Source organism: Mesorhizobium sp. 128a (genome assembly GCF_053848025.1).
Map to the genome: position 1 here is coordinate 1 of NZ_JBSPKY010000030.1, position 13,106 is coordinate 13,106.

12 protein-coding genes, 1 pseudogene and 1 riboswitch are annotated in these 13,106 nt (G+C 63.6%); of the genes and pseudogenes, 8 read left to right on the forward strand and 5 right to left on the reverse strand.

What is annotated here, in order from left to right; all coding sequences use genetic code 11:
* From ACWTU9_RS30365 to ACWTU9_RS30385, 5 genes and pseudogenes are all read left to right on the forward strand, one after another.
* A pseudogene (locus tag ACWTU9_RS30365) lies at positions 1 to 290 on the forward strand (S-(hydroxymethyl)glutathione synthase); the annotation flags it as partial.
* A gap of 64 nt (positions 291 to 354) precedes the next feature.
* Complete coding sequence (locus tag ACWTU9_RS30370; RefSeq protein ID WP_455861537.1) at positions 355 to 822, forward strand: YaiI/YqxD family protein; 468 nt, start codon at positions 355 to 357, stop codon at positions 820 to 822.
* Positions 823 to 844: 22 nt separating this feature from the next.
* On the forward strand, positions 845 to 1,525 hold the full coding sequence (locus ACWTU9_RS30375) for a DUF1345 domain-containing protein (protein WP_455861538.1): 681 nt from the start codon (positions 845 to 847) through the stop codon (positions 1,523 to 1,525).
* Positions 1,526 to 1,645: 120 nt separating this feature from the next.
* Positions 1,646 to 2,521, forward strand: coding sequence for a cytochrome b/b6 domain-containing protein (locus ACWTU9_RS30380; protein ID WP_455861539.1), 876 nt, complete (start codon positions 1,646 to 1,648; stop codon positions 2,519 to 2,521).
* Position 2,522: 1 nt separating this feature from the next.
* Positions 2,523 to 3,314, forward strand: coding sequence for a molybdopterin-binding protein (locus tag ACWTU9_RS30385; RefSeq protein WP_455861540.1), 792 nt, complete (start codon positions 2,523 to 2,525; stop codon positions 3,312 to 3,314).
* 111 nt (positions 3,315 to 3,425) lie between these two features.
* Here the strand turns inward: ACWTU9_RS30385 and ACWTU9_RS30390 are convergent, their stop codons facing one another.
* Entirely contained in the window at positions 3,426 to 4,427 is a 1,002-nt protein-coding gene (locus ACWTU9_RS30390; RefSeq protein WP_455861541.1) for a hypothetical protein, read from the reverse strand.
* 182 nt (positions 4,428 to 4,609) lie between these two features.
* A riboswitch (glycine riboswitch) is annotated at positions 4,610 to 4,696 on the forward strand.
* Between the two features lie 149 nt (positions 4,697 to 4,845).
* Here ACWTU9_RS30390 and gcvT point away from each other — a divergent pair.
* The 3 genes from gcvT to gcvP are packed head-to-tail and all read left to right on the forward strand — an operon-like array spanning position 4,846 to position 9,148.
* Positions 4,846 to 5,946 carry a glycine cleavage system aminomethyltransferase GcvT gene (gene gcvT, locus ACWTU9_RS30395; RefSeq protein WP_455861542.1) on the forward strand — a complete coding sequence of 367 codons (1,101 nt, stop codon included), beginning with the start codon at positions 4,846 to 4,848 and terminating at the stop codon, positions 5,944 to 5,946.
* 5 nt (positions 5,947 to 5,951) lie between these two features.
* Entirely contained in the window at positions 5,952 to 6,320 is a 369-nt protein-coding gene (gene gcvH / locus ACWTU9_RS30400) for a glycine cleavage system protein GcvH (protein ID WP_454574138.1), read from the forward strand.
* A gap of 17 nt (positions 6,321 to 6,337) precedes the next feature.
* A complete protein-coding gene (gene gcvP / locus ACWTU9_RS30405) occupies positions 6,338 to 9,148 on the forward strand; it encodes an aminomethyl-transferring glycine dehydrogenase (protein ID WP_455861543.1) in 2,811 nt (936 codons plus the stop codon).
* 12 nt (positions 9,149 to 9,160) lie between these two features.
* Here gcvP and ACWTU9_RS30410 read toward each other — a convergent pair whose 3' ends face one another.
* The 4 genes from ACWTU9_RS30410 to ACWTU9_RS30425 all read right to left on the reverse strand — a co-directional run bounded on the left by ACWTU9_RS30410 (position 9,161) and on the right by ACWTU9_RS30425 (position 13,105).
* The gene (locus ACWTU9_RS30410; protein ID WP_455861544.1) at positions 9,161 to 10,267 is read right to left on the reverse strand and encodes a GGDEF domain-containing protein; all 1,107 of its coding nucleotides are present in this window, start codon (positions 10,265 to 10,267) and stop codon (positions 9,161 to 9,163) included.
* A gap of 224 nt (positions 10,268 to 10,491) precedes the next feature.
* Positions 10,492 to 10,962 carry a hypothetical protein gene (locus ACWTU9_RS30415; protein WP_455861545.1) on the reverse strand — a complete coding sequence of 157 codons (471 nt, stop codon included), beginning with the start codon at positions 10,960 to 10,962 and terminating at the stop codon, positions 10,492 to 10,494.
* A 210-nt stretch (positions 10,963 to 11,172) separates the two neighbouring features.
* Positions 11,173 to 12,138, reverse strand: a complete 966-nt coding sequence (locus ACWTU9_RS30420; RefSeq protein ID WP_455861546.1) for a type II secretion system F family protein — start codon at positions 12,136 to 12,138, stop codon at positions 11,173 to 11,175.
* A gap of 1 nt (position 12,139) precedes the next feature.
* The gene (locus ACWTU9_RS30425) at positions 12,140 to 13,105 is read right to left on the reverse strand and encodes a type II secretion system F family protein (protein ID WP_455861547.1); all 966 of its coding nucleotides are present in this window, start codon (positions 13,103 to 13,105) and stop codon (positions 12,140 to 12,142) included.
* Between the last annotated feature and the right edge of the window lies 1 nt (position 13,106).

Genomic DNA, 13,106 nt, shown 5'->3' on the forward strand with positions numbered 1-13,106 from the left:
CCTGCACCGGCTGCGGCGTCCACATGCACGGCCCGGTCGAACGCGACCATCCGTTCAAGGGCCTGTCTTTCATCCATCCCGAGCGTTTTGAGGAAGATGGCTGGTCACCGCCCGGCTTCACCGCTTTCGTCTCATCGATCATCGAATCCGGTGTCGATCCGAAGCGCATGGACGGCATTCGCTCCCAGTTGAAGTCGATCGGGCTCGAACCCTATGACTGCCTCAATCCCGGCCTGATGGATTATATCGCCACGTGGACGGCGAAGAAGTCCGGCGCGCTGCCGGCCTGACAGTAAGAGATTTCTGGCATGGGGCCGGGTAACATGCCGGCCCCATGTTCGTTTCGGAGAGACAATGCCTGCACCCGCCATCTACGTCGACGCCGACGCCTGCCCGGTGAAAGCCGAGGTCGAAAAGGTCGCCGAGCGCCATGGCGTCGTCGTCACATACGTCTCCAATGGTGGGCTGCGCCCCTCTCGCGACCCGATGATCCGCAACGTCGTCGTCTCCAAGGGAGCCGACGCCGCTGACGACTGGATTGTGGACAACGCGAAATCCAACGACATCGTGATCACAGCCGACATCCCGCTTGCCGCCCGCGCGGTGGCGCTGGGCGCCCATGTGATTGGGCCGACCGGGCGGCCGTTCACGCCTGAAACCATCGGCATGGCGGTGGCGATGCGCGACCTGAAGCAGCATTTGCGCGAGACCGGCGAGAGCAAGGGCTACAATGCCAGCTTCGCGCCGCAGGACCGTTCGCGCTTCCTGGGCGAGCTCGACCGCATCTTGCGGCGCGCGCTGAAATCCGTCACACCGGGCTAGAAACGGCACCAGGGGCCGGGCCATGGCGACAGACATCCCGATCACAAACCCGCTGCACCGGCACAAGCAATTCCTGGTGTCGGCCTGTGTCGGCCTGCCGGCGCTGGCGATCGCGCTGATCGCGGGCGCACCGCTTGCCTATTCGATTTCGATTGCCGCCGACGCCTTCTTCGTCGTCTTCATTGCGCTGGTCATCGCCAAGATGCCGCTGCTGTCTGGCCGCTATCTCAGCAAGAACGCGCGCGAGGTCGACCTGCCGGTGCTGGGCATCTTTGCCATCACGCTCGGCGTCGTCGGCATCGCCATTATCCTGTTGTTCCTGCTGATCAACCACAAGGACCGCGACCCCTTCGAGTTGGGTATCGCGATGCTGTCAATCCCGCTTGGCTGGTTCACGATCCATGCCATGGCCGCACTCCACTATGCCCACGTCTACTGGATGGACGGCGACGCAATCGATACCGAAACCAGGAAGAAAATGCCGGTCGGCGGCCTCGATTTTCCCGGCAGCAAACGGCCAGAGGGCTGGGATTTCCTCTATTTCGCCACGGTGATCGGCATGACGGCACAGACCGCAGACACGGCGATCACGACCTCCCACATGCGCCGCGTCGTGCTTGTCCACTCGATTCTGTCGTTCTTCTTCAACACGGTCATCGTCGCCGCCGTCGTCAATCTCGCGGTCAGTCTCGGCAACCCATAGCAATCCGCGCCCGTAATAAAAACGTGATCGCATGAAACATCGCTTTCGATAGCGACGTATTGGAAGGAAAGGACGAGCGCGGCCATGCCAGGATCGCGCAGACGAAAGGCAAGGAAAAGGATGAATACCGTTGCCATGAGCCAGACTGGCGCCGATAGCGCCGCTCCGAAGGATACGACGCTCATCTATCGGCAATCGCGCTGGACGCGTCTGACGCACTGGCTGTGGGCCATTTCGCTGTTCTTCATGCTCTTGTCCGGCCTGCAGATCTTCGGCGCCCGCCCGCAGCTCTATATCGGTAAACAGTCGGGCTTCGGCTACAACAACACTGTCTTTGCCATCGGCGCCGAGAACACCGCGACCGGGCCGCGCGGCTACACCGAAATCTTCGGCCATCGCTTCGACACCACCGGCGTGCTCGGCTGGTCGGGCCCGGCCGGTCAGGAAACCTCGCGCGCCTTCCCGTCCTGGGCGACGATCCCGTCCTACTACGACCTCGGCACCGCCCGCGTCGTGCATTTCTTCTTCGCCTGGATACTGACCACCACTTTGGTCGTCTGGCTGGTCGCCAGCCTGGCCAACGGCCATCTGCGCCGCGATCTGGCGCCGCGACTGGACGATCTCAAGCGGCTGCCGCAGGACATTATCGACCACGCCAAGCTCAGGTTCCACCACACGCGCGAATACAACACGCTGCAGAAAATGGCCTATGGCGGTGTGCTGTTCGTGCTGTTGCCGCTGATGATCATCACCGGCCTTGCCATGTCGCCAAGCATGAATTCGGTACTGCCCTGGCTCAACGAGGTGCTCGGCGGCCGGCAGACGGCGCGCACCATCCATTTCACGGTGATGGTGCTGCTGGTCGGGTTTTTCATCATCCACATGCTGATGATCCTCGCTGCCGGCCCCATCAACGAACTGCGCTCGATCATCACCGGCTGGTACCGCACGGACCCGCCGGCGCACGGCAACGAAGCCTCGAAGAGGAGCGCCTGACATGGCCAAATTCCAGATCAGCCGCAGAAAGTTCCTGACCGGCGCCAGCCTCGGCGTTTCCGGCATCATGCTGTCGGGCTGCGATGCGTTCGACAGCCAGCTCGGCATGGGCGACGGCCTGCGCAGCTTCCTCGAAAATGCCAACGGCCTGACCTATCGCGCGCAGCGCTGGCTTGCCGGCCGCGACGCGCTGGCGCCGGAATTCACCGAGGCTGACATCCGCCAGCCGCAGCGGCCGAATGGCGTCACCGCTCCCGACGACGACACCTACAAAGACCTGCTCGCCAACAATTTCGCCGACTGGCGGCTGGAGGTGACGGGACTGGTCGAAAAGCCGTTGTCGCTGAGCCGCGAGCAGCTGCAGAACATGCCGAGCCGCACCCAGATCACCAGGCATGATTGCGTCGAAGGCTGGAGCTGCATTGCCAAATGGACCGGAACGCCGCTGTCGCTGGTTCTCGACCAGGCGGTGGTCAAGCCTGAGGCGCGCTACGTCATGTTCCACTGCCTCGACACGATCGACCGTTCTCTCTCCGGCGAGATCAAATATTACGGCACCATCGACCTGATCGATGCTCGCCATCCGCAGACGATTCTGGCCTACGGCGTCAACGGCAAGCCGCTGCCGGTCGAGAACGGCGCGCCGCTGCGCGTCCGCGTCGAACGCCAGCTCGGCTACAAGATGCCGAAATACCTATACAAGATCGAGTTGGTCGACAGTTTCGCCAATGTCGGTGGCGGCCGCGGCGGCTACTGGGAAGACAATGGCTACGACTGGTATGGCGGTATCTGAACGTCACGCCGCAAATGCCGATCGGCCCGTGGAAGGCCACGAGCCGACTGGACCCTTTCGAAACAGATAGCTATTTTCCGGCCTGCCAAATCCAGCGGCGACGCTTCCCGGTCAGGCAACCTTGTCGAGCAGCGGCTTCAGCGCCGGATGGATCTCCGGCGAAGCGTGCTTGATCAGCGTCAGCAACGCACGCTCATTGTCATGCAGCGGACGGTCGGTCCCGATGCGCTCGGCCAGCCATTTCGCCTCGCCGGCATCGATCGTCTCGGCGCGGCGGGCGAGCGCCTCGGCGGCCCGGTTCTTCGATTCCCACTCGGCCTCGATATCACCGGGCGAGCGATAGGCTTCCATGATGCCGGCGAGCCCGCCCGACACCATGCGGCTGAAAAAGCCGCCAATCTCAGGCTCGGCCTGTTCGAAGAAACTGTCACGGCGCAAGGCAGCCTCGCGCGTCGGCGCCTCGTAGCCGGCCGAACACATGACGAAATTGGCGAGCGCCTTGACGAACAGCTCGTTCCAGGACGGATCATTGTCGCCCGCCGCAGTCTGCTCGTTGATCCTGAACAGCACTTCCGCCTCGGCGCGGGTGATGGCGATGTTGCCGTCGCCGCCATAGGCATGGAGGATGCGGCGCAACAGATCGACCTCGGCCTTGGCGACCAGCCCGGGAACCAGCGCAGCGCCTGAAATCAGCGGCCCCTTGCCGTCGACCACCGCATGGGCGACCTGCTCCAGCGCATAGGCGGACAGCCGGCCAGGCGACGATTTCGCCCTCTCCAGCACATGCACCAGCAACTCAAGCTCGGTCAGGCTGTCGACCATGCCGTCACGCGAGATGGTGCTCACCAGCCAGTTGGCATTGTCCTCCGAGATATAGCCGGCAGGCTTTTCCTGGTGGACGATGTAATCGGTGACGGCCTCGACGAAGAAGGGCGGCCATTCCTGGCATTTGTATTTCGCCGTCGCGTCGAGCGCAAACAGCGCCTCGGCCTCGCCGCGGCTCACCACGCCGTCCCCGAACACGTCGCGGCGTAGCATCAGCACGTCCTCGGCCGCGATGCGGTTTTTCGAAATCAGCCCTGCCACCGTTGCGCTCATGATCAGTTCGCCCATTTCGCCCCCGTCGGCTGCTGCCGGTCGCCAAGCGTCATCTCAACCCGTTCTATCAGCAGTGTCTTGAAAAACCGGCAAACGGCGTGGTTAGCGAAGACTTGTCAGGAAGATGTCGCTGACAGGTGACAAGGTGTCGCCGACAAGCTATGGATGGCGCGTCGAGGATTTAGGTAACTGAGTCCTACCTGTTTGCGGGAGAGAGCAGCGCAAGCTGCCGCCGAAGGGGAAATCGCCCGAAATCTCTCAGGCAAAAGAACCGTAGACGGGAAAGACACTCTGGAAAGTCGGGGCTTGCCCCCGCGCCGAAGGTGTAAGCGTCGCCGACAGAGTTCCGGTTGCGCGAGTCTCTCAGGCTTCAGACAGAGGGGCACGGACTGGTCGCCAGCAGCGGCCGATTGCGTGCGACTCTGGAGATGACATGACGGGCGACGACACCAAGCACCTTCCCCTCGAGGATCTGCACACTGCCGCCGGCGCGCGCTTCGGCGCCTTTGCCGGCTGGTCGATGCCGCTGACCTATCCGGCCGGCGTCATGAAGGAGCACCTTCACACCCGCGAACATGCCGGCCTGTTCGATATTTCGCACATGAAGCTGTTCGAGGTCAGCGGACCGGGCGCTGCGGCACTTCTCAACCGCGCCTGCCCGCTCGATGCCGGCGCGCTCGACATTTCCCAGTCCAAATACACTTTCTTCCTCAATGAGGCCGCCGGGATCATCGACGATCTGATCGTCACCCGCCTCGGCGATACCAGGTTCATGGTGGTCGCCAATGCCGGCAATGCTGTCGAGGACGAAAAGCATCTGCGCACGCTGGCGGCGGATTTCGATGTGACGGTCGATGCGCTCGACCGCGTCTTTCTCGCCATCCAGGGGCCGGAAGCCTGGGCCGCCCTCTCCCGCGCCGGCATCGAGACCGGCTCGCTGCTGTTCATGCACGGCATCGAGCCGAAGCAGAACTGGTTCATGAGCCGCTCCGGCTATACCGGCGAGGACGGCTTCGAGATCGGCCTGCCGGAAGCGGATGCGCGCGCCTTGGTCGCGAAACTGGTCGAGGATGAGCGCGTGCTGTGGATCGGCCTCGCCGCCCGCGACTCGCTGCGGCTGGAAGCCGGCCTCTGCCTGCATGGCCAGGACATCACGCCGGAGATCGATCCGGCCAGCGCCGGCCTGATGTGGGCAATCCCCAAGGATATCAGAGCGACCGGTTCCTTCATCGGCGCCGATGCCTTGCGGGCAGTCCTCGAGCGTGGCCCGTCGCAAAAGCGCGTCGGCCTGAAGCCGGACGGCCGCCAGCCGGTGCGCGCCGGTGCTGCCCTGTTCGATGCCGACGGCAATCCGGCCGGCCACGTCACCTCGGGCGGCTTCGGCCCTTCGGCGAGCCATCCCGTCGCCATGGGCTATGCCACAACGGCATTGGCCAAGCCTGGCACGAAACTCTTCGCCGATGTTCGCGGGACAAAAATACCGATTGATATCAGTTCCTTGCCCTTCACTCCTCATCGCTACCGCAAAGGATAATCCCGATGGCAAAAACCTATTTCACCGCAGATCATGAATGGCTGAGCGTCGAGGGCGGCATCGCCACCGTCGGGATCACCGACTATGCGCAGGAACAGCTCGGCGATCTCGTCTTCGTCGAACTGCCTCAAATCGGCACGAAGCTGAGCAAGGGCGATACCGCCGTGGTCGTCGAATCCGTCAAGGCGGCCTCCGACGTCTATGCCCCGGTCGATGGCGAGATCACCGACGCCAACGGCACGCTGTCGTCCGACCCGTCGCTGGTCAACTCGGCAGCGACCGGCGACGGCTGGTTGTGGAAGATGAAGCTCGCCGACGAAGGCCAGCTCGCCGGCCTCATGGATGAGGCCGCCTACAAAGCCCATATCGGTTGATATCAGGACCTATTGCCATGACCGCAGCACTTATCCCCTTCTCGGCCCGCCACATCGGTCCTGATGTCAATGATGTCAGAGCCATGCTTGCCGTGATCGGCGTTCCCTCAGTCGAGACGCTGATCAGCCAGGCTGTGCCACAGTCGATCCGCCTCGACCTGCCGTTGACCCTGCCCGCGCCGGCCAGCGAAGCCGAAGCGCTGGCCGAATTGTCGGCGACAATGGCAAAAAACACAGTGCTGAAGAGCTTCATCGGCGCCGGTTACCACGGTGTCCACGTGCCGCCGGTCATCCAGCGCAATCTGTTCGAGAACCCGGCCTGGTACACCGCCTACACGCCCTATCAGGCCGAGATCAGCCAGGGACGGCTGGAAATGCTGTTCAACTTCCAGACCCTGGTCACCGAACTGACCGGACTGCCGGTGGCATCGGCCTCGCTGCTCGATGAAGCGACTGCGGTCGCCGAAGCGGTCGGCATCGCCTTGCGCTATCACCGCGACAAGCGCACCAAAGTGGCGCTCGCCGGTACGCCGCACCCACAGACGCTGGACGTGGTGCGCACCCGCGCCGAGCCGCTCGGCATCGAGATCGACGGCGAAACCATCGACGACAACACTGCTGCCCTGCTTGTCTCCTGGCCGGACACGTTTGGCGTCTACGGCGACCACAAGGCGGCGATCGATAAGGCCCGCGCCACCGGCGCGGTGGTCGTCTTCATCGCCGATCCGCTTGCGCTCACGCTGACCGATGCGCCGGGCAAGCTCGGCGCCGACATTGCCGTCGGCCCGATGCAGCGCTTTGGCGTGCCGATGGGCTTTGGCGGCCCGCATGCCGCCTATTGCGCCGTCTCCGACAAATTGACTCGGCTGATGCCTGGCCGCCTCGTTGGCCAGTCCACCGACAGCCAGGGCCGCCCGGGCTATCGTCTCGCCCTGCAGACACGCGAACAGCATATCCGCCGCGACAAAGCGACCTCCAACATCTGCACCGCGCAGGCGCTGCTCGCCAACATGGCGACGGCCTATGCGATCTGGCATGGCCCGGCCGGACTGCAAGCCATCGCTGGGCGCATCCATGAACTGGCCAATCGTCTTGCGGCAGGTCTGAAGGCATCAGGTGTTTCCGTGCTCGGCTCAAGCCGCTTCGACACGGTGACGGCCGAGGTGAAGGGCAAGGCAGCTTCGATCGCGACCTCGGCCGAAAAGGGTGGGCGGCTGCTGCGTGTAATCGATGCCGACCGCGTCAGCATCGCCTTCGACGAGACCTCGACCGAGGCAGACCTCGAGGCGATCGCCGACCTGTTCGGGGCCAAGCCAGCTGCTGCCGACGCCGGCTCGATGCCCGGCAAGCCACGCGGCAAGGCGTTTTTGACCCAGCCGGTTTTCCGCGAGAACCACTCCGAGACCGACATGATGCGCCTGCTGCGCCGACTGGCCGACAAGGATTTGGCGCTCGACCGCACCATGATCCCGCTGGGATCCTGCACCATGAAGCTCAACGCTGCGGCCGAAATGATGCCGGTGAGCTGGCCGAGCGTCGCCAACCTGCACCCCTTCGCGCCGGCCAGCCATTCGGCCGGTTATCGCGCCATGGTCGGCGAACTCGAGGGATGGCTGTCGGAGATCACAGGCTTCGACGCCGTCAGCCTGCAGCCCAATGCCGGCAGCCAGGGCGAATATGCCGGCCTGCTCGCCATCCGTGCCTATCACCGCGCGCGCGGCGAAGGCCATCGCACCATCTGCCTGATCCCGCAGTCCGCGCATGGCACCAATCCGGCCAGTGCGGCCATGGCCGGCATGAGTGTGGTCGTCGTGCGCTGCCTGGAGGACGGCAATATCGACATGGACGATATGCGGGCCAAGGCCAACGAGCACTCGAAGAACCTCGCGGCGCTGATGTTCACCTATCCCTCGACACACGGCGTCTACGAGGAAGGCGCGCGGCACCTGTGCGCCCTCATCCATGAGCATGGCGGCCAGGTCTATTTCGATGGCGCCAACCTCAACGCGCTGGTCGCGCTGGCGCGGCCCGCCGACATCGGCGCGGATGTCTGCCACATGAACCTGCACAAGACCTTCTGCATCCCGCATGGCGGCGGCGGTCCGGGCGTCGGCCCGATCGGCGTCAAGGCGCATCTCCAGCCTTATCTGCCGGGCCATGTCACCGAAGGTTCGGCGCATGCCGTGTCGGCAGCACCGTTCGGCAGCGCTTCCATCCTGCCGATCACATGGATGTACATTCGCATGATGGGCGCCGCCGGCCTGAAGCAGGCGACGGAGACGGCCATCATCTCGGCCAACTACGTGGCGACGCGCCTCGCGCCGTATTTCCCGCTTCTCTACAAGGGCAGGCACGATCGCATCGCGCATGAATGCATCCTCGACACCCGCGTGCTCAAGGAGAGCGCCGGCATCAGTGTCGATGATATCGCCAAGCGCCTGATCGACTACGGCTTCCATGCGCCGACCATGTCGTTCCCGGTCGCTGGCACGCTGATGGTCGAGCCGACCGAGTCCGAACCCAAGCGCGAGCTGGACCGGTTCTGCGAGGCGATGATTGCCATTGCCGGCGAGGCCGCGAAGGTGGCGAAGGGTGAATGGCCGCTCGAGGACAACCCGCTGGTCAATGCCCCGCACACGGCGGCCGAAACGCTGGCCGGCCAGTGGGCCCACCCCTATTCGCGGCTGGAAGCGGCCTACCCCGCCGGTGACGTGGATACAGCAGCCAAATACTGGCCGCCGGTCTCCCGCATCGACAATGTCGCCGGCGACCGCAACCTCGTCTGCTCCTGCCCGCCGCTGTCGGAATATCTCGGCGCCGCCGAGTAACACTCTGGCTTGTCAGGCAGAACGCAAGGCCGGCCCGTCGGCCTTGCTCACACGGTCGTGGACAAGCACGCGGTTTCGCCCGGCGTGCTTGGCGGCGTATAGCGCCTTGTCGGCCTCGGCCAGCACGTCGTCGAGGCTGCTGCCGCCCTCTTCGCCGAAGCCGATGCCGCCGCTGACGCTGCTGCGCAGGGGACCGCGCGGCGTAGGCACCACTTCCGTACCGAAAGCGACGCCGATCTTGCTGGCGAGATCGTAGGCCTTGTCCTCAGTCATCCGCGACATGACCAGCGCAAACTCCTCGCCGCCCAGCCGGAAGGCGTCGACGCCGCCCCTGTCATACTTCCTGATGATTGCGGCGAAGCGGCACAGCACCCGGTCGCCGACCGGATGGCCATAGACATCGTTGGTCCGCTTGAAATGATCGAGGTCGAACATGGCGACCGACATGAACGGACCGAAGACGCGCTCGCCATAGAGCGAATTCAAGGCCCGCCGGTTCATCAGGCCGGTCAGCGGGTCGGTCAAGGTCTCGGCCTTCAACTCGATCTGCGCCTGCAAATGGTGCAGCGACAGCGTCAGCGCGCCGAGCGCCGTCATGCAGGCGACCGCGACGACGGAATTCAATCGCTCGGCCCAATTGTCGGGCGCAACGCCAAGCACCCACTGGCCCTTGACCAGAAGCACCGCGCCGCAGAGCCCGAAGGACAGACCACAGACGCCGCTCAAGGCCGAAACGACCAGCAGAATGCCGCGATCATGACCGCCCTTGATCCAGAACATCACCCCGATCGAGGCGAGCAGCCCTGTTGCCGTCGTATAGGTGAGGATGAGGCCGACACCGTCGAAGCCGAGATAGGTCACGCCTGCACAGACCGCCATTGCAAGCAGGGTCGGCAGGACGGCGCGGCTGTGATTGCGCACGCCGAGATACTGCATGGCCGAAAGCGAGAGGGTCAGGAAACCGAGGCAGAGCAGCGCCAGGGCCGCCTGGCAAAGCAAGGGGCTGGGCTCCCTGGTGTAGCGCCAAAAGACGATGACGTGGGCGACAAGCACCAGAATGCCGCACGCTACCGTCAACACGAAACGTGCGCGCGGCGCCGTGAACCAGATCCCAAACATGGTAATGCTCAGGCATGTGCCTGACAGCGCGGCTGCCAGCAGGAGCGAACTGAAATCAAGCATGGGTGAACGACAGCCTTCAGGGATCGTCGGTTGCGCCGCATCATAGGCGAGAGGTCGCGTCGAGATACCGTTTTTGGCCAGGCTTCCAGTGCAACTTTCCGACAGGGTTTACAAACCGTCGATAGATCGCGGCCGATACCGCAAACCCCGGTTGCGGAGCCTCACCCCTTGTTGAGCAGCGCCAGATTGGCGTTGACCACGGTCGGGTCGGCCATGCCGGCCCTGGCTTCCAAAAGCAAGGCCCTCGCCTTCTTCTTGTTGCCGCGCAGCAGCTGCGAATAGCCCATATTGTTGACGATCTGCGGCTTGCGGCCGGCAACCTTCAACAGCTGGTCGTAGGCACGGTCGGCGAAGTCGAAGCGGCCGAGCTCATCATAGGAGGCGGCGAGCCCCATCCATCCCTCGGCACTGTCGGCCTTCAGCTCCACCGCCTTGCGGAAATGCTGTTCGGCAAGGCCATAATTGGCCTCGCGGAACTGTGCCTTGCCTTGCGCCAGGTCGGACGTGCTGACGTCCTTCGCCGTTGGTTGGATCGAAGTGGTCTTGGTCTTGTCGACGTTCTCGGTCGTACAGCCGCTGCCCACCAGGACGGCCGCTAGCGCGGCCATTGCCGTGAAACTTCTGTGACGCATGCCCCTGGCCCCAATCGCCCGATTTACCGGGTCATTCTCTGGAAATCATGTGTACAGGAGAGCGATTAAGCTTCGGTGCTGAAATGCGCTGAAATTTTGGTTTCCGGCATACCAGCCATTAACCACCAGCGCCTCCGATGTGTTCTAAATTGCGGTGGCGCTCGCTACGCGACGCATCGGCAGGAGTTCGCCTCCAAATATCGAAATATCCTACTGCGTGGCAGTCATTTTGACGATGATCGGGATGACGGCGATCATCAGCACCACCGGCAGGATGCACACCACCACCGGCACCGACATCTTGGCCGGCAAGGCGTGTGCCTTTTCCTCAGCCAATGACATGCGCTTGTGGCGCATTTCGTCGGAGAACACACGCAACGCCCCGGCGAGGCTGGTGCCGAGTTCCTTGGACTGCTGCAGCAGCGTTGCGAACGAGCGCACCTCGTCCAGGCTGAGGCGATCGGCGAGCGCCTTCAAGGCATCGTCGAGGCTACGGCCAGCCCTCAGTTCCAGCGACACCAGTTGCAGGTTTTGGCTGAGAGACGGATAGGTCTTGGCCAGTTCCTTCGAGACCCGCTCGATGCCGGCTTCCATGCTCATGCCGGCATCGGAGCAGACGATCATCAAATCCATGAAGTCGGGAAAGCCGTTGCGGTATTCGCGCATCTTTTCCCGCACCTTCTGGCCGAGCACCAGGCCGGGCACGAAATAGCCGGCGGCTCCCGACAGGATGATGAAGGCCCAGCGGCTGGTCGCGGTGGAATCGGCGCTCGCCATCCACTGATTGACCAGGAACGCGCCGATCGCTGCGCCGACGAGGCAGGCGAAGCGGATCAGGAAGAACGTGCCGACGGCGCGCGGCTCCATATAGCCTGCCTGGATCAGCTTCATGCGCAGCCGGGCGACATTTTCCGGATCGCTCTTGGCGTAGAACTCCTGCGCCCGCTTCACCGCCTTCTCGCGCACGACGCTCTGGCTTTTCTTCGGCGCCGCCTCGACCTGTTCGGGAGCCTTGCTGTCGTCAACCTTCAGCCGGCGCTTGAGATCGTTGCGGTCGCCTTTGGCCACCACCAGCGGCCATGCCACCGCGCTACCGCCCAATGCCAGGAGCAGCGCAGCCACCGGCATCAGTGACGTCGGCGCCAGCGAGGCGAGGAACCGGATCACGTGTTCCATCTTAGAACCGGAAGTTCGACATCTTGAACATGATGATGTTGCCCAGCATCAGCCATGTCACCGAGCCGCCCAGCAGATACCAGGTCTTCGGCACGCCCCAGACGCTTTGATAGAATTGCGGCATCATCACCATGATGGCGGCGAACAAAAGCGCCGGCACCGCCGTCAGGATATAGGCCGACATACGGCCTTCGGTCGAAATGGCGCGCACCTTGCGGCGCAGCTTTCCACGTTCGCGGATGGTCGTAGACAGCCCGTCGAGGATCTCGCGCAGATTGCCGCCCGAACTCGTCTGGATCGACACCGCGGTGACGAACAGCGGCAGATCCTCCTGGCCGACCCGGTCGAACAGCGAATTCAGCGCCGAGACCAGGTCGGAGCCATAGGTCACCTCGTCGGAGACAACGCCGAACTCGGTACCGATCGGATCGGGCATCTCGCGCGACACCATGGAGATCGCCACCGGAACCGGATGCCCGGCCTTGAGGCCACGCGTGATCAGCTCCAGCGCCTCCGGCAACTGCACACCGAACCGCTTCACCCGCCGGTTACGCTTGGAACGCAGCACCAGCACCGGCAGCAGCGGCGCGAGCATCACAAACAGCAAGATGGCAAGCAGCAGCGGCAGGCCGTACCAGAGCGCGGTGAGCATCATCGCCAGCGCCACGCCCGTGGTGATCGTCAGGAACTTCGGCAACGGCATCACCATGCCCGACTGCGTGCGCAGTGCGCGGAAGCGGTCGGGCGAGAACAGCGACGTGCCGGCGTCCAGGCCGCGCTCCTTGCGCAGCTGGATCAGCACCTGTTCCTGGCTGATCTTGTTTTCCTGCAGCTTCATGCGCCGGTTGATGGCCAGGCGCTTGTCGCTCCGTCCGGCATAAAGCAGATAGCAGCCTTCGGCGATCATGATGCCAGTCAGCGCTGCCGCGGCATAGACGACATAGATCGGGCTGAAACTCTCGAACACA